An 18,245-nucleotide genomic window follows, 5' to 3' on the forward strand; every position below is an offset into this window, starting at 1 on the left:
GACCTTTGTCCACTGGTCCCACCCGTGGCGGCCGACCAGCCTCGATTACGAAGGGACATCCTGGAAGGGAGACCGTTCAAAATGAAGCGACCGACAGTGGGGGCGGTCATGACCTCTGATGTCGTGACGGTATCGCCCGACGCCTCCTTCAAAGACGTGATCAGCGTCCTCGCCGATCGCGAGATCAGCGGGGCGCCCGTCGTGGACGGGGAGGGCCGTGTCATCGGCGTGGTGACCGAAGCGGATCTACTCCGCAAGGCGGCGCCCGGCCGGAGCGGCAAGCCGTACCGGAAATCGCGCCTCATGAGGGAACCGCCCAAGGCCACCACCGCCGGAGAGGCCATGAGTTCGCCCGCGGTCACCACGACCGAGGACACCTCGATCGCCGAGGCGGCTCGATCCTTGTGCCGCCTCGGTTTCAAGCGGCTCCCGGTCGTGGACCGCGACGGCCGGCCGGTGGGCATTGTCAGCCGCGCCGACGTGCTGCGCGTCTTCTTGCAGACGGACGCGCAGATCCGCAACGAGGTGACCCACGAGATCGTCGTCCAGAGTCTCTGGCTCGACCCCGCCGAAGTGGAGGTCAGCGTGCGCGACGGCGTGGTCACCCTGCGAGGCCGCGTGCCGCTGGCGAGCCTCGTCCCAATCGCCGAACGCCTGACAGCCTCCGTCGACGGCGTCATCCGGGTGATCAACAAGCTCGACTACGACGAGGACGACGGCGTACGCCCGCATCGGCGGCACCGCGATCATCGCTGATGCCTGATCCTCCTGGTGTCCTTCATCATCGTCGCTCCGCCCCTCGGCAGGCGTCTACCTGCTGCTGCGCCGCCGCTGCGACAAGCGTCGCTATCGAATGTGGGACGGCGCTTGGGCCGGCTTTGACCGCCGCCGCATTGGCTCCTGACACAGCACCCCGCCCGTCAGCCGATCGCCCGCTGGTCCCGGGGAGCATGGACGACCGCGACCGGGCAGGGCGCGTGTTGCAGCAGGGCGTGGCTGACCGATCCGATCAAGAGGCCGCGGAAGCCGCCCAGTCCTCGTGAGCCGACGACGAGCAGTCGCGCACCCTGCGCGGCATCCAGCAGGACTTCACGCGGACGGCCGACGATGACCTCGGCCTGTGCTTCCACTCCCGGGTGAAGGTCTCGCAAGGGCGCCGTCAACTGCTCCAGCCGCGCCTTGGCCGCCTCCCGCATGCCGGCATCGTCGACCAGCGGCGGAGGATCCTTCACCGGTACCGGCTCCCAGGCCGCCACCGCGCGCAGGGACAGTCCATGCAGTTCGGCCTCGGTGAACGCCATCGCCAGCGCGGCCTCGGATGCCGGTGAACCGTCCACACCGACCACGGCACGGTCCGGCTCCGCCCCCGAGTGCCGGTCCGGCTCATCCCGGGCGATGACCACGGGGCACGAGGCGTGCGCGGCCACCTGAGCACTGACCGACCCGAGTATCAGGCCGGGGAACCCGCCGAGGCCCCGCGGCCCGAGCACGACCAGGTCGGCGCTCTTGCCCGCCTCGATCAACTTCGCGGCCGGCCGGCCGCATTCGAGCACCCCCCGCACCGGCACATCGGGCGCCTGCTTCCGGACGTGCTCGATTCCACCGTCCAGGGTCTCCTGCGCCAGAGGCGCCAGGTCCACCATCGGCATGGCCATCGAGCCTCCGCCGTAGGGCTCCCATGCGTGGATCACCGTCAGCGGCAGGCCGCGTGCCCGGGCCTCATTGGCAGCCCAGTCCAAGGCGCGGAGGCAGTTCTGCGAACCGTCGTAACCGGCGACGACACCGGTGATCGCCCCTGTGCTCATGCCATCCCCCTCACCTTGCGCCTACCCATCGGATCCCTACATCCCCACCCTCCAGAGCTTGAACGCACAGCCTCGCCGAACGCGGACGCCGGCACAGGCCGAACGGCTGCGGACGCGATGACAAAGGTCCCTGGAGCGGACATCCCCTCAGAACGACCCTGAAGGGGCTGGTCCATGCGCAGGAGGAGGCCGACGTTGTCCGACACAGTCGCCAATCAGATCGATGTCCAGGTCACGACCATCCGGGACGTGGCGAAGGCCGATGTGCTCCGCACCCGCGAAGTGGTCCTCCGGGTACTGGCGCACGCCCCGCGTCCGGTCCTGTACGCCAAGGCCACGCTCAACGTTCTGCCAGATCCCGCCGTGGCACGGCCGAACCTGGTTTCTCTCCGGATCGGCCTCAACGGGGTCCCCGTGAGCGCGCACGCCTCGGCGGCCTCGATGTCCGAGGCCGTCACGCTGGCCGCCACTCGCCTGCGTGCCCGGATGGAGCATGTGGCCAGGCACTGGGAGACCCGCCGAACCGCAATGGCCCCGGCCCCAGCCCGGCTCCGCGATGAACTTCGCACTGACGCCGAAATCGTCCACCCGCGTCCGCCAATGAGCGGCGCACCGATGTAAGGGCGCCGCACGATGGCGAAGCAGATCGGCCCCAGTCCCTCCGCCCTGGCCCTGGAGCAACGTGTGGCTGTGCTGGAACGGCAGATCGCCACCCTGACAGTAGCCGCCCGCCTCCTGGCCTCCGCCCTGGAGGGCACTCCTCTCGACTCCCCCGACGGCGAGCCGGCGGCACGGCAAGCGCACACGTTGCTCCTGCTGCCGCCGCTGGCACCGGCCGACCCGCATTGACGGGCACCCGCCCCAAGGAGACGCAGATGTCCACGCTACGAACGACGGTCCTCGTCGGTGTCGACGGCTCGCCCGCCTCCGACCACGCCATCGCCTGGGCCGCGGCCGAGGCCGCACGGCTCGGGAAGTCCCTGAATCTGGTCCATGTCGTGGAGACGGCGACGCTGGACCTGCCGGGGCGCACGACCGACGGAATCTCGGAGGAACTCGTCCGGGCGGCGACCCGGATCCTGGAGGAAGGGCGCGCTCAGGCGCTGCGGCGGCAGCCGGAACTCACCGTGGAGACCATGCTCGTCCATGAGCGGAACGTGCCCGCCGGGCTCCGGCAGTACGCCGGCGACGCCGCCGAGGTCGTCGTCGGGCATCGCGGGCGTGGCGGTTTCGGCGGGCTGCTACTCGGCTCCACCGCCCTGCATCTTGCCGGACACTACCCCGGCCCGGTGATCGTGGTCCGCGACCAGGACAGGCCCGCCTCCGGCGAGATCGTGGTCGGGCTGGACCTGGTCGACGATCCCGGGTCCGCCCTCGACCACGCGTTCGCCGCAGCGGCCGCACGCGAGGCGCGGCTGCGTGCGCTGCACGCCTGGCGACCCGCACCGCTCGCCGTCGAAGTGGGCGTGGATCTTCAGATCACCGCCGACGGCCTACGGGAACGCCTGGCCACCGCCCTGGCGCCCTGGCGGAGCCGGCACCCGAACGTCGAGGTCGTCGAGGAGGTCGTCGTCGGCCACCCGGTCGAGATGCTCGGCCAGACTTCGGCCGGTGCCGGTCTTGTCGTCGTCGGCTCTCGAGGACGGTCGTTCCCGCTCGGCTCGGTGAGCCATGGCCTGATCCACCACGCCCGCTGCCCCGTCGCCGTCGTCCGCCCCTACGAGTGACCGGTCTATGTCCAGTGCGCCGGGTGCCGCATGCCCGAATCAGGTCCGGCGGGCCATGCCGGACAGGACTTTGGTCCGCTGTCTCGGGGACGGACGCCCGGCGCCCGGCCGGCCGGCGCGGTGATCGGCTGAGATGGCTGCGATCACGTCGCCGATGAGAGGAGGTACTCATGAGTGCGAGACCGGCCCGCCGGAGGTTGGGGCTGTGGATGGCCACGGCCCTGGTGGTGGGCAACATGATCGGGTCGGGCGTGTTCCTGCTGCCCAGCTCGCTGGCCGAGTACGGGCCGATCAGCCTGATCGCGTGGGGCTTCACCGCGGCGGGAGCGATCCTGCTGGCGCTGGTGTTCGCCCGCCTGTCCCGGGCCTACCCGAAGACGGGCGGCCCCTACGCCTACGCGCGGCGCGCGTTCGGCGACTTCGTCGGGTTCCAGACCGCCTGGGGCTACTGGATCGCGGTGTGGGCGGGCAACGCGGCGATCGCGGTCGCGTTCGTCGGCTACCTGGCCCACTTCTGGCCGTCGCTGGGCGAGGACAAGGTGCTGGCCGCGGCCGTCGGGGTCGCGACGATCTGGCTGCTGACGGCGGTCAACGCCTACGGCGTGCGGGAGGGCGGCGCCATCCAGGTGCTCACCACCGTCATCAAGCTGGTGCCGCTGCTGATGATCGCGGTCGGCGGGCTGTTCTTCGTCGAGTCCGGCAACTTCGGGAAGTTCAACGCCAGCGGCGACAGCGCGTTCGGCGCGGTCACCGCCGCTGCGGCGCTCACCCTGTGGTCCTTCATCGGGCTGGAGTCGGCCACCGTCCCGGCCGAGGACGTCGACGAGCCGGAGAAGAACATCCCCCGCGCCACCGTCGCCGGGACCGCCGTCACCGCGCTGATCTACATCCTCGGGACCGTCGCCGTCCTCGGGCTGGTCCCGGCCGCCGCGCTGGCGACCTCGACCGCGCCGTTCGCCGACGCCGCCGACGCCGCGTTCGGCGGCTGGGCCGCCGACGTGGTCGCGGCGGGCGCGGCGATCAGCGCGTTCGGCGCCCTCAACGGCTGGATCCTGCTGCAGGGCCAGATCCCGTTCGCCGCCGCCCGCGACGGCCTGTTCCCGCGCGTGTTCGCCCGCACCGGACGCGGCGGCACCCCCGTCATCGGGCTGGTCATCTCCAGCCTCCTGGTGACCGGGCTGATGCTCATGAACTACAACGCCGGCCTGGTCGACCAGTTCACCTTCATCATCCTGCTGGCCACCCTCACCACCGTCATCCCCTACGCCCACGCCTCGCTGGCCGAGCTGGTGCTGCTGGCCACCGACCGCGTCGCGTTCTCCGGCCGGCGCCTGGCCCGCGACGCCGTCATCGCCCTGCTGGCCTTCGGCTACACCGTCTGGGCCATCGCCGGCGCGGGCTACGAGGTCGTCTACAAGGGCACGCTGCTCATCTTCGCCGGCATGCCGGTCTACGCCTGGCTGAAGTACCGCGAGCACCGCACCAGCGTCCACGCCGTCGAAGCCGGCGACCCCGAACCGCCCGTGAATGCCGCATAGGGGAAAGGCAACCCGTGTTCACCGTCTCCTCCGAGGTCGGCCGGCTGCGGCAGGTGCTGCTGCACCGCCCCGACCTGGAACTGCTCCGCCTCACCCCGGCCAACAAGGACGACCTGCTGTTCGACGAGGTGCTCTGGGCCAAGCGCGCCCGCCAGGAGCACGACGTCTTCGCCGACACGCTCCGCGAGCGCGGCGTCCAGGTCCACTACCTCGCCGACCTGCTCGCCGAGACCCTCAAGATCGACCAGGCCCGCGGCCACGTCCTCGACCACACCGTGTCCGAGGCGGCGCTGGGCGCCACGCTCGCCGGACCGCTGCGCGCCGTGCTGGAGGACATGGACCCCGAGACCCTCACCCGCCACCTCATCGGCGGGCTCACCAAGGGCGAGCTGGACCTGGCCGCCCACAGCCTGCTGCTGGCCTCCCTGGACGACGGCGACTTCGTCCTGCCGCCGCTGCCCAACCACCTGTTCACCCGCGACCCGTCCGCCTGGATCCACGGCGGCGTGACGCTGCACCCGATGGCCAAGCCCGCCCGGCGCCGCGAGACCGTCCACCTGAACGCCGTCTACCGGTACCACCCGATGTTCACCGGCGCCGACATGCCGGTCTGGTACCCGGGCACCGACTTCGGCCTGCCGTCCGTGGAGGGCGGCGACATCCACGTCCTCGGCGACGGCGTCGTGCTGATCGGAATGAGCGAGCGGACCACACCGCAGGCCATCGAGCTGCTCGCCCAGCGGCTGTTCACCGCCGGCGCCGCCCGCCAGGTCATCGCCGCGCAGCTGCCCAAGCAGCGCGCGTACATGCACCTGGACACCGTCATGACGATGGTCGACCGGGACGCCTTCACCGTCTACCCGGAACTGCCGGTGCTGCGGTCCTACAGCCTCACACCCGGCGCCGGCGGCGCGGTCACCGTGAACGAGAACGACGGGCTGTTCCCCGCGATCGCCCGCGCCCTCGGCCTACCCGGCGTCCGCGTCCTGTCCGCCGAGCAGGACGTGCGGGCCGCCGAGCGCGAGCAGTGGGACGACGGCGACAACGTGCTCGCCCTCGAACCGGGGGTCGTCGTCGCCTACGAGCGCAACGTCACCACCAACACGATGCTCCGCCACAACGGCATCGAGGTCATCACCATCCCCGGCGGCGAACTCGGCCGCGGGCGCGGCGGGCCCCGCTGCATGAGCTGCCCCCTGCAACGCAACGAGGTGACCCCATGAAGGATCTACTGCACATAACCGACCTAAGCGCCGACGACCTGACCATGCTGCTTGAGCTTGCCACCGGATTCCAGGACGACCCCGGATCGGGGGGTCACCTGCTCACCCACCGCATGGTGCCGATGTACTTCGCCAAGCCGTCCACCCGGACCCGGCTGTCGACCGCCGCCGCGGTGACCCGGCTCGGCGGGACGCCCATCGCCGTCGGCCCCGACGAGCTTCAACTGCGGCGCGGCGAGACCATCGGCGACACCGCCCGGGTGATGGGCGCCTACTCCGCCGCCATCGTGATCCGCACGTTCGCCGACGCCGACGTAAGGGAGCTGGCCTCAGCGACGCCGGTACCAATCGTCAACGCGCTGACCGACGGCCACCACCCCCTGCAGGCCGTCGCCGACCTGCTCACCGTCCAGCAGCACTTCGGCCGCCTGCGCGGGCACCGCATCGCCTACTCCGGGGACGGCGGCAACGTCGCCCGCAGCCTGATGGAGGCGGCGGCCCTCGCGGGGATGGACGTCGCCATCGCCACCCCGCCCGGCTACGCGCCCCCGGACGAGGCCGTCGCCTTCACCGCCGCCGAGGCCGACCGGAACGGCGGCGGCTTCGTCCTCACCACCGACCCCGCCGAGGCGGTCAAGGGCGCCTCCGTCGTCTACACCGACGTCTGGCTGTCCATGGGCGACCCCGAAGAGAACCAGGAACGCCGCAGGAAGGCACTCACGCCTTACCGAGTGGACGAGAACCTCATGGCACTCGCAGGCGACGACGCCGTCTTCATGCACTGCCTGCCCGCCCACCGCGGCCAGGAGGTCACCGCCGGCGTCATCGACGGCGCGCGCTCGCTGGTCTTCCAGCAGGCCGCCAACCGGCTCCCCGCCGCGCAGGCCGTGCTGTTCGCGCTGCTCACCGAACGCCTGGACGGACGGCCGTGAGGATCGTCGCCGCCCTCGGCGGCAACGCGCTGCTCCACCGGGGCGAGCCGCTCGACGCGTCCGTGCAGGTCGCGCACATCCGTGAGGCGGTACGCGGCCTGGCCGCCGCAGCGTCCGGAAGCGAACTGATCATCACGCACGGCAACGGGCCGCAAGTCGGGCTGCTGGCCGTGGAGAGCGCCACCGACCCGGCGCTCGCCGCGCCCTACCCGCTCGACGTGCTCGGCGCCGAGACCCAGGGCATGATCGGCTACTGGCTGGTCCGCGAGCTGCGCCGCGCCCTGCCCGGCCGCGAAATCGTCGCCGTGCTCACCGAGACCGTCGTCGCCCCGGACGACCCTGCGTTCACCCACCCGACGAAGTTCGTCGGCCGCACCTACGCGGCTCACGAGGCGCACAGGCTACGGGCCGAGCACGGCTGGGCCGTCCGCCAGGACGGCGACGCCTGGCGCCGGGTCGTCCCCTCCCCCGAGCCCCGCGCCATCGTGGAACTTCCCACGATCGCCCGGCTTGTCGACGACGGCTGCCTGGTCATCGCCGCCGGCGGGGGCGGTGTCCCGGTGGACCCGCACCATCGGGGAGTCGAGGCCGTGGTCGACAAGGACCTGACGGCGGCGCTTCTTGCCGAACATCTCAAGGCCGACGTGCTGCTGCTCCTCACCGACGCCCCGGCCGTCATGCGCGACTACGGGACGGCGGATGCCCGTCCCATCGGTCAGATCACCCCTCAGGCATTGCGGGGGATCGATCTGCCGGCCGGGTCCATGGGCCCCAAGGCCGAGGCCGCCTGCCGTTTCGCCGAGCACCGCCACGGGGCCGTCGCGGTCATCGGCGCGCTCACCGACATCCCCGCGCTCCTGACCGGCACCGCGGGCACTCGAGTCGAGAACGAGCAAGCCCGCTCCTGACCGAGCCGGCTCCTGCGGGGAAGACCTCGTGTGATGACTCTGCGCTTCCTCCCGGGAGATCCGAGAACGAGCGCCAGAAGGGGAACATCGACCGTGAAAGGAGAGGCCATGAGCGACGAGCTGCAGCGCATCGATCCGGCCGTCTGCCTGGCGCTGCTCCAGCGGGTGACCGTCGGCCGGATCGCGTGGGCCGAGGACGACGGGACCGTCACGGTCCTGCCGGTCAACTTCGTCGTGGACGGCGAGACGCTCGTCTTCACCACCGCCCCGGGCGCCAAACTCGACGCCGTCCGCGGCGGACGCCCGCTCACCTTCCAGGCCGACGACCTGGAGCCCGCGCTCAGGACCGCCTGGAGCGTCCTCGTCGTCGGCCGGGCCGAGATCGTCACCGACCCGGACGAGACCGAACGCCTGCGGGTACTGCCGCTCACCCCGTGGGTCCGCTCCCCCGAGGGCTCCTTCGTACGGCTGACTCCCCGCAAGGTCAGCGGGCGGCGCATCCCCCTGCACGCAGGAGGAGTCACGACAGAACACATCGACACTACGGACGACCCCGCGTGACACGACACGGCGGCTGGGAAGCGAGGGTCGAGGACCTTCGTCCCTGACAGCGGCGGCCGCCGCCGGGGCACTCTGTAGGCATGCAGCTCGATGCGAGCGGCCTGCAGATCATTGACGAGGCCGAGTGCCGCGCTCTCCTCGCATGCGCGGCGGTAGGACGAATCGTCTTCACCCACCGCGCGCTCCCGGCCGTCCAGCCGGTCAACTTCACCGTCAGCCGCGAGGACATCGTGATCAAGGTGTCGCGGACGTCCAGGCTCGCGACGGCCGCCGCCGACACCGTCGTGGCGTTCGAGATCGACGACTACGACATCGAGGCCGAGACGGGCTGGTCAGTGGTCGCCGTCGGCCGTGCCCGGCGCGTCACCGACGCTTCCGAGATCACCACGCTGGAAGCCCTGCCGCTGCGCACCTGGGCACCGAAGGAACGCGACACCTTCATCCGCGTCCACCCCGAACTTATCACCGGCCGCCGCATCGGCAGCCCCGCCGAAAAGATCGTCACGCCCCGGTCGACGAGCGGCCGGAGACGGGCCTAACGCCTCTCGGGCCAGAACGCCGCCACGCCACCGGTGACGGTCTCGGAGACATCCGTCAGCCGTGCCTGTGTCGTTTCCAGACGCGCCACGACGAGTTCAGCGAAGCGGCGCGTCAACTCGTAGCCCATGGAGGGGTCGACGGCGCAGAGCGTCCGGACGAGGCGGCCGTCGAACTCGATGGCCCGTACCGGGGCGGTGGCCACACCGCCGAAATGCCACTGGTGCGGACGAAAGAGCCAGGACCAGCCCAGTACCGAGCCCGGACCGAAGGTTTCGACGATGACGGTGCCGCGCCGAGGCGCCTGCATGTCGACCATCACGGTCCCGTCCTGGATGAGCCAGAACCGTTCCGCCGGCTCGGATTCGCTGAAGATGCGTCTCCCCGACGAGAACTCGGTGAACCGGGCCGCCATAGCCAATCTGCGCAGGTCAGCGCCCCTCATGCCGTTCAGGAACGGTTCACGCGCGAGATCCGCGCCTGTCACAGCGCGCATCCGACTCACCCCCTCGTACGTTCCTTCTCAGACCGCCGCCACCGTCATAGGGTGCGGTCCGGGACGACGGCGACGGTGCACGGGGCGTGCTTGAGGAGCGCATCGCTCGTCGCCCCCAGGGCCAGCGGCTCCACGACCCCGGCTCCCCGTGCGCCCACGACCATCAGCGTCGCGTCCTCGGCCGCCTGGAACAGCGCCTCGCGCGGCGACCGCAGCACCAGCGACGTCACGGCCTGCACCTGCGGGTACTTCACCCGCCAGGGCGCCACGGCGCGTTCGAGCACGGCGCCGGCCACACGGCGCAGCCCGTCCTCGTCGCCGAACAGCGAGAGGTCCCCGCCGGGCGCCGCGCCCGGTTCCCAGCATCCGTACACCGCGCGCAGCCGCCAGCCGCGCAGCGCCGCCTCCTCGAACCCGAAGGCCAGGGCCAGGTCCGCGCCCGCCGAGCCGTCCACGCCGACGACCACCAGCCCGTCGCGCGGCGCGGCCGACCGGACGACCAGCACCGGACGGTCGGCCTTGGCAGGCACCCGCAGCGCCGTCGAGGCCACGGGCATCCGGTCCGGTTCGTGCGAGCCGACCACGATCAGTTCGGCGTCCCCGGCCTCGTTCAGCAGCGCCGGGGCCGCGCTGCCGTCCTTCAGCCGCTTGCGCACCTTCAATCCCGGCGCCAGCTCCCGCGCGAGCGCCACACCGTGGTCAAGGAGGTGCTCTCCCATCCGGCGGATGGTGGCCTCGCCCTCATAGTCGACGTAGCTGATCGGGTAGGGCCAGCGCCAGGCGTGGCATACCGTCAGCGGCAGCCGCCGCAGCCGGGCCTCCCCCACCGCCCACCGCACGGCCCTCTCGCTTTCGCTGGTTCCGTCGTAACCCACGACCACATGGCTCATGACGTCCTCCTCGTTCCCTCATCTCCATCCCATCGCCCGGCCGGCCCCCTTCACAGGGCCGAAGGACCCTCGCTCACCAGGACCTCCGCCGCAGCGTCGAAGGGCTTCGACCGCTCGGCATCAGCGAGGACCTGATGAGGCCGAAGGTCCCCTGCCCGCGAGGACGGACGGCTCTGACCGGCGGGCGCCCGGGCGCGGGAGGGTGGAGGGGACTCAGGGAGGTCGCCGATGTGGGTCATGCCCGAGCACCGCACCGTCGTCGTCGGGGTGGACGGTTCGCCCAACTCCATGGCCGCGCTGCGCCGCGCCGCCCGCGAGGCCCTGGAACGGCACGCGCGGCTGGACGTCGTCCGCGTCATCGAGACCGACGGCATCACCGCGCCCCGCCCGTTGCGCGCCGCGCGCGAGTGGCTGCGGCTGCGCCGCCTGGTCGCGCACGCGATCCCGCGTGCCCAGCACCTCAACACCCGGCTCCGCATCGCGCATGGCGCCCCCGGCGAAGCGCTCGCCCGGGCGGCCGGGCATGCCGAACTGCTGGTCGTGGGCGCCCGCGTCCACTCCGAGCACGGCGACCCGCTCGGCGGGGACACCGTTCCGGTCGTCCGCGAGCGCGCACGCTGCCCGCTCGTGATCTGCGCCGACCACACCACCCCGTCCGAGGCCGCCTGAATGCCGCAGGAGACGAAGATCATGCAACGCCGCACCGTCCAGGACGTCATGACCAAGAGGGTCGTCACGATCACCGAGGAGACCCCGTTCGCCGAGATCGCCGACGCCATGGCCGAGCACCGCATCAGCGCGGTGCCCGTCCTGGACGTCATGGGCCGCGTGACCTGCATCGTCACCGAGGCCGACCTGCTCCGCAAGCAGGAGTACAAGGACGACGACGCCGATCACAGGCCGCTGCGTTCCAGGGCGCTGCGTTCCAGGGCGCTGCGTTCCAGGGCGCCGCGTTCCAGGGCGCCGCGTTCCAGGGCGCCGCGCCACGCCGAGGCGGAGGCCAAGGCCGCCGCCGTCGACGCCCGTGGGCTGATGAGCACGCCCGCCGTCTCCGTCACCCCGCACACCTCGATCGCCCAGGCGGCGCGGCTGCTGAACGCCCACGGGTTCAGGGCGATGCCCGTCATCGACGGGGACGGCCGGCTCGCCGGGATCGTGGCCCGCCGCGACCTCCTGCGCGTCTTCCAGCGGTCCGACGCCGACATCCGCGACGAGGTCATCCAGGACGTCCTGATCCACAAGCTCTGGCAGGATCCCGCCGAACTGCACGTCCGCGTCCAGGAAGGCGTCGTCCACCTGACCGGGCGTGTGGAGCAGAAGAGCCTCATCCCGATCGTCGTCCGTTTGACGGCCGCGACCGAAGGCGTCGTGGATGTCGTGCACACGCTCGGGTACGGCCACGACGACACTCGTCACACCACGTATCCGAGAGCCTGATGCCTGTGGACAACGCCGCGGTCAGTGAGACCCATATCGGGGTGGTCTTCTTCGCCGGAGACCGCGCCTTCAAGGTCAAGAAGCCGGTGAGCCTGGGGTTCCTGGACTTCAGCACCCGCGAGCGGCGCGAGCGGGCCTGCCACGAGGAGGTCCGGCTCAACCGCCGGTTCGCCCCGGACGTCTACCTCGGCGTCGCCGACGTCCACGACCCCGACGGCGACCTGTGCGAGCATCTGGTCGTGATGCGGCGGATGCCCGCCGGCAGGCGCCTGGCCACCCTCGTCGCGGCCGGTGCGCCGGTCCGGGACGCGCTGCGCGACACCGCGCGGATCCTGGCCGCCTGGCACGCCCGCGCCCCGCGCGCCCCGGAGATCTCGGTGCACGGCACCCGCGACGCCGTTCAGGCCCGCTGGCACGACAGCTTCGCCCAGGTGCGGCCCTTCCGCGGGAAGGTGATCGACGCCGCGGTCGCGGCCGAGATCGAAACGCTCACCGACGAGTTCCTGGACGGCCGCAGGGCCCTGTTCGACGCGCGGATCGCCGACGGCCGCGTCCTGGACGGCCACGGCGACCTGCTGGCCGGCGACATCTTCTGCTTGGACGACGGCCCCCGCATCCTGGACTGCCTGGAGTTCGACCAGGCGCTGCGCAGCCTGGACGGCCTCGACGACGCCGCGTTCCTGGCCATGGACCTCGAACGCCTCGGCGCCGCCGAACTGAGCGAGTACTTCCTGGCCGCCTACGCCGAGTTCGCCGCCGACCCGGCGCCGTCCTCGCTGCGGCACCACTACATCGCCTACCGGGCCGTCGTCCGCGCCAAGGTCGCCTGCCTGCGCCACGCCCAGGGCGACCCGGACGCCGCGGCCGAAGCACGCGCCTACGCCGACGTCGCGCTGCGCCACCTGCGCGCCGGGCGGGTCCGCCTGGTCCTGGTCGGCGGCCTGCCCGGTACCGGCAAATCCTCGCTGGCAGGCGCGCTGGCCGACCGGCTCGGCTGCACCGTGCTCAGCAGCGACCGCACCCGCAAGGAGCTGGCGGGGCTGGCTCCGCTCGACTCCGCCGCCGCCCCCTACGGCACCGGCCTCTACAGCCCGGAATGGAACCACCGCACCTACCGGGAGCTCGCCGACCGCGCCGCCGCACTGCTCCGCCTCGGCGAAACGGTCATCCTGGACGCCTCCTGGACGTCCGAACAGCAGCGCGACCTGCCCGCCCTTGTCGCCGAACGCGAGCACGCGCACCTGTCGCCCCTGCGCTGCGAGGCCCCGCGAGCCCTCACCGCCGAACGGATCCGCGACCGGGCACCGGGCGCCTCCGACGCCGACCCCGCCATCGCCGCCGCCATGCACGCCCACGCCGCGCCCTGGCCGGAGTCCACCTCGATCGACACCAGCGGAGCACTGGCCGACGCCGTCGAACAAGCCCTGAGCACCCTCCAGCCGCACGCCCCCGATCTCCACTAGGACACTGCTCGTTCCTCTCCGTGAGTGAGCGAACAAGGGAATGCACAGCTGTAGGCAAAGGGATCCGCTGCACCGACCGTCGGCATTCAGTGTCGGTGAGGCCCAGCGGTGCCCGTCGGTGTTGACGCAACGGCAGGACGCCCGCCAGGTGGGCGGGCGTCCTTGAGGATTGCCGTCGGCTACTTGAGGACCGGGAAGCGCTTGGCCAGGGCGGTGCCGGCCCACCAGCGGCCCAGGCCCAGGGTGTCGCCGGCGCTGACCAGGGCCAGTCCGATGACCAGCACCGCGTAGATCAGGTGGTCGTCCATGAAGACGTTGTTCTCCGGAGGCAGCACGGCCGTCCACATCATGACCAGCAGCGCCGCGCCGCCCACCGCGGCGATCCGCATCCCGATGCCCAGCATCAGCGCGGCACCGACCCCGGCGAGGCCGATCATGAACAGCCAGTCCGCCCACGCGGCGCCGGCGAGGTCGTTGTAGAACCCGGCGAACGGGCCCTTGGGGGCGTGCGCGAGGAACCCCTCGGTCGGGCTGGCGCCGTCCAGCCAGCCCTTCCCGGCCGGGGTCGCGTGGCCGAGGCCGATCAGCTTGTCCAGGAACGCCCACACGAACACCCAGCCCAGCGCCAGCCGGGCCACGGCCCAGACGTAACGGGCCGCGGGCGACTCGGTCAGCGGCCTCGGGGCCACCACCCGGATCAGGGTGCTCCGACCCGCACGGGTCTTGTGCTCGGAGAGTGCCATCGCCTCTCACCTTCCATCACATCGCCGGTTCCACCACCTCTGACTCAACCCCCGTCGCGGCCCGCGCCGTAGGTCCCTTCGGCGCACGCTTGACGGGACCAAGGGCCCCGCGTCCCGCTGTACGGAGGACCTAAAGACCCATCGGTCACGGGGCTTCGGTCCCTGCGGCCAGCGTCGCGCTTGCCACGAGAATGCCGCTGCTGGCGAAGACAGGCCCGGCACCGCCGCCACCCGGGCAGCGCTGATGTGATCGGCGTCCCTGTCATGGGCTCGATAGTCGTGGCAGGGACGTTGCTTCGGGTCAGGCGTCCTTGAGCGGCACCATCCAGGTAAGGACGGTTCCGGCGTCCGGGCCGGGCTCGGCGATGAACGAGCCGCCCAGTTTCCCGGCCCGCTCGCCCATGTTGCGCAGGCCGCTGCGGCGGCCTCCCTCGGGGATGCCGACGCCGTCGTCCTCGACCCGCAGGCACAGTTCGTCGCCGACGTCGATCGCCACGCTGACCCGCGAGGCGTGGGCGTGCCGGGCCACGTTGGACAACGCCTCCCGGACGACGGCCTGCAAGTGCTCGCCCGTGTCGTCGTCGACGGCGGTGTCCAGCAGCCCGTCCAGCCGCACCGAGGGCGCGAAGCCCAGCTGCTCGGCGGCGGCGTCCACCAGCGTGTGCACCCGGCTGCGCAGCGATCCGGTGTCAACCGGCGCCTGCAGCGCGAAGATCGTGGAACGGATCTGGCGCATGGTGTCGTCCAGGTCGTCCACCGCCCGCTGGATCCGGACCGCCACCTCCCGCTTCTGCGTGATCTTGATCGCCGCCATCAGCGTCATCGCGGTCGCGAACAGCCGCTGGATGACGGTGTCGTGCAGGTCCTTGGCGATCCGGTCGCGGTCCTCCAGCAGCGCCAGCCGCTCGGTGTCGCGGCGCCGGTCGGCCAGCTCCAACGCCACCGCGGCCTGCCCGGCGAACGCCTCCAGCAGCCGCTGCGTCCCCTCCGAGAAGACCGGCCCGCCCGGCGGGTTGACCACCGAGATCACGCCGCGCGCCGCGTCCCCCACCCCCAGCGGAACCGCCAGCAGCGGACCCACCGGCACCTGCGTCGGCACCTTCGCCTCGCGCGCCGCCTCACCGCCGTCGGCCAGTCGCAGCGAGACGCCCCCGGTGAACACCGGCCCGATCACCGAGTGGTCCAGCGGAACGCGCAGGCCCTCCAGCCGCTCGCCGCCATCGCCGTCTGATGCCTCCACCTGGAATGCCCGCCGGTCTTCATCGGCCAGCGCCACCGTCGCCAGGCCGGCGTCGGTGATCTCGCGGGCGCGCTGCGCCACCAGCACCGTCACCTCATGCGGGTCGGTGCCCGACAGCAGCGCTGTGGAGATCTCCGTGGACGCCTGCAACCAGCGTTCCCGGCGCCGCGTCTCCTGGTACAGCCGCGCGTTCTCGATCGCCACGCCCGCCGCCGTGGCCAGCGCCGTCACCACGACCTCGTCCTCGGGATCGAACTCGCCGCCGTCGGCCTTCTCGGTCAGGTACAGGTTGCCGAACACCTCGTCGCGCACCAGGACGGGCACGCCCAGGAACGCTCGCATCGGCGGATGGTTCTCCGGGAAACCGGCGGAGTCGGGGTGCCCGGCCAGATCCGGTAGCCGGATCGCCCGCGGTTCGCGGATCAACAACCCCAGAATGCCGTGCCCTTGCGGCCAGTGCCCGATCGCCTCGATCTCGTCTTCACCGACCCCCACGGTGATGAACTGGACGAGCCGTTCCCCTTCCTCGTCGATGACGCCGAGGGCTCCGTATCGCGCGTCCACCAGGGTGGTCGCCGCCTCGATGATCCGCCGCAGGACCGATTCCAGATCCAGTTCGCTGCCGATCGAGACCACGGCCTCCAGCAGCGCGTGCACCCGGTCACGGGTCGCCCGCGCGGCCTCCAGCCGCGCTTGGAGCTCGGCCAGCAGGTCGTCGAGTTGCAGGTGCGGGAGAACGAGCCTGGCCCGATCGTCACCGGCCCCGAGATCGTCGGCCATGCGTCCAGTATTCCCGCCGTGAGCGGGAATGTCAGCTCTGGAACCTTCTCGGGCACCCGATCATGTCTCCTCGATCACTTCTTCGGTCGGGCGGCGCACCGTTCCCAACTCCTCCCCTTCGGGGAAGCCCATGCGCAACAGCATCTGCGGCTGGGCACCGGCGCAGAAGCGGGCCTTGATGAAGGTGCGCAGCTCGGGAACTTCAAGGGCCTGGGTGTGGAAGGCCGCTGCCAGATCGCGTTCCGCGGCCCTCAGAAGCACACGTTGCAGCGCCTGCCCCGCCCGCAGCCAATCGGCGGGCGCATCGCCGTCGAAGACCAGGAGCAACGTCAACCCGACAAGGGCCGTTCCCCCGTCCTGTGCGCCCTGTGCGCCCCACCCGTGGCCGCGCGCGAAGTCGCGGGCCGGGAAGTGCGGCGCGGTCTGCGGGGCCCGCTGCGGGTAGGCCTGCTCCTGGACGCCGTCCGACCGCGCCGTCCGCGGCGAGGGCGCCCACCTGGCGATCTCCGCCGCGTACGCCGGCGACCGCCGCTGGACGTGCTCGGCCGCCTCGGTCAGCGCCGCCAACGCTCCCGTGACGTGCGCGTCCACCGCCTCGACCAGCCGCGCGCCCTCACGCTCGGCGTCCTGCCGCATCGCCGCCAGCACCCCCGCGGGCACCGGCTCCGCACGGAACCCGCCCCGATGGGTACGGCGCCGCCGGATCTGCGCGTGCTCCCGCAGAACCTCCTGGCTGGGACGCTCCCCAGGCTCCAGGTCGATGTCGGCCAGAAGGTGCGGGCGATCAGGGTCGGGCAGCATCCGCACCTTCGGCTCGTAGCCGAGCGCACGCAGCGAGGTCTTCAGGTTGTAGAGCGCCGCGCCGCAGCTGATCAGCATCTCCCGGCCGTCGGGATCCGCCACGCCCAGGCGGCGGTCGCTGTCCGCGCTCAGGCTGATCCGTGTCCCCCGCAAGGCGAACCGCCACGGCTGAGTGTTGTGCACCGAGGGAGCCCACACCGCGTCCTCGATGGCCTTGCGGGCATCGGCCGACACCTGCTCAGACGGACGTACCGCATTGCTGTACTGCATGGTCACTCCCTTCGGAATCCGCTATCTCTATTCATGCCCCGGAATCCGGATGACCTGCAGGGACGAACGTCCGACGCCGCCGGGACCTCCGCACCGACCGATCCCGTACTCCCGATAGGAATCCTTGCCCACCGGGTAACGTTCGTACATCACCGCCAAAGCAGGGGATGATGCGATGACAAGCCCGCACCGCGAGGCCGCCGGGACGATCCGGGTGTTCCTGCTGGACGACCACGAGGTCGTCCGCCGCGGGGTCGCGGCGCTGCTGTCGGCCGAGGACGACATCGAGATCGTCGGCGAGGCCGGCACCGCCGACCACGCGCTCGCCCGCATCCCCGCCGCCCGTCCCGACGTCGCCGTCTTGGACGTGCGGCTCCCCGACGGCGACGGCGTCACCGTCTGCCGCGAGATCCGTTCCCAGTTGCCCGATCTGGCCTGCCTCATGCTGACCTCGTTCGACGACGAGGACGCCCTGTTCGAGGCCGTCATGGCGGGCGCCGCCGGGTACGTCCTCAAGCAGATCCACGGCTCCGACCTCGTCGGCGCCGTCCGCACCGTCGCCACCGGCCAGTCCCTCCTGGACCCCCGCTCCACCGCCCGCATGCTCCAGCGGCTGCGCGACCGGCAGGAGAAGCAGGACCCGCTCAGGGCCCTGACCGACCAGGAGCGCCACATCTTCGACCTGATCGGCGAGGGCCTCACCAACCGGCAGATCGGCGAGCGGCTCTTCCTCGCGGAGAAGACCGTCAAGAATCACATCTCCAGCATCTTCGCCAAGCTCGGCATGAGCCGCCGCACCCAGGCCGCCGCGCTCGCCGCCCAACTCAAGGCCGACTCCAGAAAACGGCACGAGTAGGACGCTCAAGCACGTCCGCGGACGATGACCACCGGGCG

Annotated in this window: 20 protein-coding genes; 14 read left to right on the plus strand and 6 right to left on the minus strand. The window is 71.6% G+C overall.

From position 1 onward, the window contains the following. Positions 1 to 108 precede the first annotated feature (108 nt). A complete protein-coding gene (locus tag HUT06_RS25850; RefSeq protein WP_217711459.1) occupies positions 109 to 756 on the plus strand; it encodes a CBS domain-containing protein in 648 nt (215 codons plus the stop codon). A 164-nt stretch (positions 757 to 920) separates the two neighbouring features. On the opposite strand, the gene HUT06_RS25855 is transcribed toward HUT06_RS25850, so the two are convergent. Next, positions 921 to 1,805, minus strand: a complete 885-nt coding sequence (locus HUT06_RS25855; protein ID WP_176198089.1) for a universal stress protein — start codon at positions 1,803 to 1,805, stop codon at positions 921 to 923. A 195-nt stretch (positions 1,806 to 2,000) separates the two neighbouring features. Between HUT06_RS25855 and HUT06_RS25860 the strand changes: the two genes are divergently transcribed. From HUT06_RS25860 to HUT06_RS25900, 9 genes are all read left to right on the plus strand, one after another. Then, positions 2,001 to 2,426 (plus strand): hypothetical protein, encoded by a 426-nt coding sequence (locus HUT06_RS25860; RefSeq protein ID WP_176198090.1) that lies wholly within the window; start codon positions 2,001 to 2,003, stop codon positions 2,424 to 2,426. A gap of 12 nt (positions 2,427 to 2,438) precedes the next feature. Next, positions 2,439 to 2,654: a hypothetical protein gene (locus HUT06_RS25865; RefSeq protein WP_176198091.1), complete on the plus strand. Its 216-nt coding sequence runs from the start codon at positions 2,439 to 2,441 to the stop codon at positions 2,652 to 2,654. A 26-nt stretch (positions 2,655 to 2,680) separates the two neighbouring features. After that, on the plus strand, positions 2,681 to 3,532 hold the full coding sequence (locus HUT06_RS25870) for a universal stress protein (protein WP_176198092.1): 852 nt from the start codon (positions 2,681 to 2,683) through the stop codon (positions 3,530 to 3,532). Positions 3,533 to 3,702: 170 nt separating this feature from the next. Then, positions 3,703 to 5,070, plus strand: coding sequence for an amino acid permease (locus HUT06_RS25875; protein ID WP_176198093.1), 1,368 nt, complete (start codon positions 3,703 to 3,705; stop codon positions 5,068 to 5,070). Positions 5,071 to 5,084: 14 nt separating this feature from the next. Next, entirely contained in the window at positions 5,085 to 6,293 is a 1,209-nt protein-coding gene (locus HUT06_RS25880) for an arginine deiminase (RefSeq protein ID WP_176198094.1), read from the plus strand. Then, complete coding sequence (argF, locus tag HUT06_RS25885; RefSeq protein WP_176198095.1) at positions 6,290 to 7,225, plus strand: ornithine carbamoyltransferase; 936 nt, start codon at positions 6,290 to 6,292, stop codon at positions 7,223 to 7,225. The genes HUT06_RS25880 and argF overlap by 4 nt, the downstream gene beginning before the upstream one ends. Continuing rightward, entirely contained in the window at positions 7,222 to 8,133 is a 912-nt protein-coding gene (locus HUT06_RS25890; RefSeq protein ID WP_176198096.1) for a carbamate kinase, read from the plus strand. Before argF ends, HUT06_RS25890 begins: the two co-directional genes overlap by 4 nt. Positions 8,134 to 8,241: 108 nt before the next feature. Continuing rightward, a complete protein-coding gene (locus HUT06_RS25895) occupies positions 8,242 to 8,694 on the plus strand; it encodes a pyridoxamine 5'-phosphate oxidase family protein (RefSeq protein WP_176198097.1) in 453 nt (150 codons plus the stop codon). A gap of 80 nt (positions 8,695 to 8,774) precedes the next feature. After that, positions 8,775 to 9,233 (plus strand): pyridoxamine 5'-phosphate oxidase family protein, encoded by a 459-nt coding sequence (locus HUT06_RS25900; protein ID WP_176198098.1) that lies wholly within the window; start codon positions 8,775 to 8,777, stop codon positions 9,231 to 9,233. Here HUT06_RS25900 and HUT06_RS25905 read toward each other — a convergent pair. Together HUT06_RS25905 and HUT06_RS25910 are read right to left on the minus strand one after the other, a co-directional pair. Further along, a complete protein-coding gene (locus HUT06_RS25905) occupies positions 9,230 to 9,727 on the minus strand; it encodes a cyclic nucleotide-binding domain-containing protein (protein WP_217711460.1) in 498 nt (165 codons plus the stop codon). The two genes, HUT06_RS25900 and HUT06_RS25905, sit on opposite strands and share 4 nt — an antisense overlap. A 44-nt stretch (positions 9,728 to 9,771) precedes the next feature. Further along, entirely contained in the window at positions 9,772 to 10,617 is an 846-nt protein-coding gene (locus HUT06_RS25910; RefSeq protein ID WP_176198099.1) for a universal stress protein, read from the minus strand. 228 nt (positions 10,618 to 10,845) lie between these two features. Between HUT06_RS25910 and HUT06_RS25915 the strand changes: the two genes are divergently transcribed. From HUT06_RS25915 to HUT06_RS25925, 3 genes are read left to right on the plus strand one after another with little or no spacing between them, the layout of a single operon-like run. Then, positions 10,846 to 11,286 (plus strand): universal stress protein, encoded by a 441-nt coding sequence (locus HUT06_RS25915; protein WP_176198100.1) that lies wholly within the window; start codon positions 10,846 to 10,848, stop codon positions 11,284 to 11,286. Then, the gene (locus HUT06_RS25920; protein WP_176198101.1) at positions 11,287 to 12,054 is read left to right on the plus strand and encodes a CBS domain-containing protein; all 768 of its coding nucleotides are present in this window, start codon (positions 11,287 to 11,289) and stop codon (positions 12,052 to 12,054) included. It abuts the gene before it with no gap. Next, complete coding sequence (locus HUT06_RS25925; RefSeq protein ID WP_176198102.1) at positions 12,054 to 13,517, plus strand: AAA family ATPase; 1,464 nt, start codon at positions 12,054 to 12,056, stop codon at positions 13,515 to 13,517. The genes HUT06_RS25920 and HUT06_RS25925 overlap by 1 nt, the downstream gene beginning before the upstream one ends. Before the next feature lie 179 nt (positions 13,518 to 13,696). On the opposite strand, the gene HUT06_RS25930 is transcribed toward HUT06_RS25925, so the two are convergent. The 3 genes from HUT06_RS25930 to HUT06_RS25940 all read right to left on the minus strand — a co-directional run bounded on the left by HUT06_RS25930 (position 13,697) and on the right by HUT06_RS25940 (position 17,351). Further along, positions 13,697 to 14,260: a DoxX family membrane protein gene (locus HUT06_RS25930; RefSeq protein ID WP_176197926.1), complete on the minus strand. Its 564-nt coding sequence runs from the start codon at positions 14,258 to 14,260 to the stop codon at positions 13,697 to 13,699. Positions 14,261 to 14,561: 301 nt separating this feature from the next. After that, positions 14,562 to 16,280: a GAF domain-containing sensor histidine kinase gene (locus HUT06_RS25935; protein WP_176198103.1), complete on the minus strand. Its 1,719-nt coding sequence runs from the start codon at positions 16,278 to 16,280 to the stop codon at positions 14,562 to 14,564. Between the two features lie 60 nt (positions 16,281 to 16,340). Next, positions 16,341 to 17,351, minus strand: coding sequence for a hypothetical protein (locus HUT06_RS25940; protein WP_176201624.1), 1,011 nt, complete (start codon positions 17,349 to 17,351; stop codon positions 16,341 to 16,343). 175 nt (positions 17,352 to 17,526) lie between these two features. Between HUT06_RS25940 and HUT06_RS25945 the strand changes: the two genes are divergently transcribed. Beyond that, complete coding sequence (locus HUT06_RS25945; protein ID WP_176198104.1) at positions 17,527 to 18,207, plus strand: response regulator transcription factor; 681 nt, start codon at positions 17,527 to 17,529, stop codon at positions 18,205 to 18,207. The last annotated feature ends 38 nt before the right edge of the window (positions 18,208 to 18,245 follow it).

Source organism: Actinomadura sp. NAK00032 (genome assembly GCF_013364275.1).
Taxonomy (GTDB): domain Bacteria; phylum Actinomycetota; class Actinomycetes; order Streptosporangiales; family Streptosporangiaceae; genus Spirillospora.

Bases quoted from the DNA above. Each gene is read 5' to 3' on its own strand.
- HUT06_RS25850 (WP_217711459.1), top strand. From the start codon at position 109: ATGACCTCTGATGTCGTGACGGTATCGCCCGACGCCTCCTTCAAAGAC.
- HUT06_RS25855 (WP_176198089.1), bottom strand. From the start codon at position 1,805: ATGAGCACAGGGGCGATCACCGGTGTCGTCGCCGGTTACGACGGTTCG.
- HUT06_RS25865 (WP_176198091.1), top strand. From the start codon at position 2,439: ATGGCGAAGCAGATCGGCCCCAGTCCCTCCGCCCTGGCCCTGGAGCAA.
- HUT06_RS25870 (WP_176198092.1), top strand. From the start codon at position 2,681: ATGTCCACGCTACGAACGACGGTCCTCGTCGGTGTCGACGGCTCGCCC.
- HUT06_RS25875 (WP_176198093.1), top strand. From the start codon at position 3,703: ATGAGTGCGAGACCGGCCCGCCGGAGGTTGGGGCTGTGGATGGCCACG.
- argF (WP_176198095.1), top strand. From the start codon at position 6,290: ATGAAGGATCTACTGCACATAACCGACCTAAGCGCCGACGACCTGACC.
- HUT06_RS25895 (WP_176198097.1), top strand. From the start codon at position 8,242: ATGAGCGACGAGCTGCAGCGCATCGATCCGGCCGTCTGCCTGGCGCTG.
- HUT06_RS25900 (WP_176198098.1), top strand. From the start codon at position 8,775: ATGCAGCTCGATGCGAGCGGCCTGCAGATCATTGACGAGGCCGAGTGC.
- HUT06_RS25905 (WP_217711460.1), bottom strand. From the start codon at position 9,727: ATGCGCGCTGTGACAGGCGCGGATCTCGCGCGTGAACCGTTCCTGAAC.
- HUT06_RS25910 (WP_176198099.1), bottom strand. From the start codon at position 10,617: ATGAGCCATGTGGTCGTGGGTTACGACGGAACCAGCGAAAGCGAGAGG.
- HUT06_RS25915 (WP_176198100.1), top strand. From the start codon at position 10,846: ATGTGGGTCATGCCCGAGCACCGCACCGTCGTCGTCGGGGTGGACGGT.
- HUT06_RS25920 (WP_176198101.1), top strand. From the start codon at position 11,287: ATGCCGCAGGAGACGAAGATCATGCAACGCCGCACCGTCCAGGACGTC.
- HUT06_RS25925 (WP_176198102.1), top strand. From the start codon at position 12,054: ATGCCTGTGGACAACGCCGCGGTCAGTGAGACCCATATCGGGGTGGTC.
- HUT06_RS25930 (WP_176197926.1), bottom strand. From the start codon at position 14,260: ATGGCACTCTCCGAGCACAAGACCCGTGCGGGTCGGAGCACCCTGATC.
- HUT06_RS25935 (WP_176198103.1), bottom strand. From the start codon at position 16,280: ATGGCCGACGATCTCGGGGCCGGTGACGATCGGGCCAGGCTCGTTCTC.
- HUT06_RS25940 (WP_176201624.1), bottom strand. From the start codon at position 17,351: ATGCAGTACAGCAATGCGGTACGTCCGTCTGAGCAGGTGTCGGCCGAT.
- HUT06_RS25945 (WP_176198104.1), top strand. From the start codon at position 17,527: ATGACAAGCCCGCACCGCGAGGCCGCCGGGACGATCCGGGTGTTCCTG.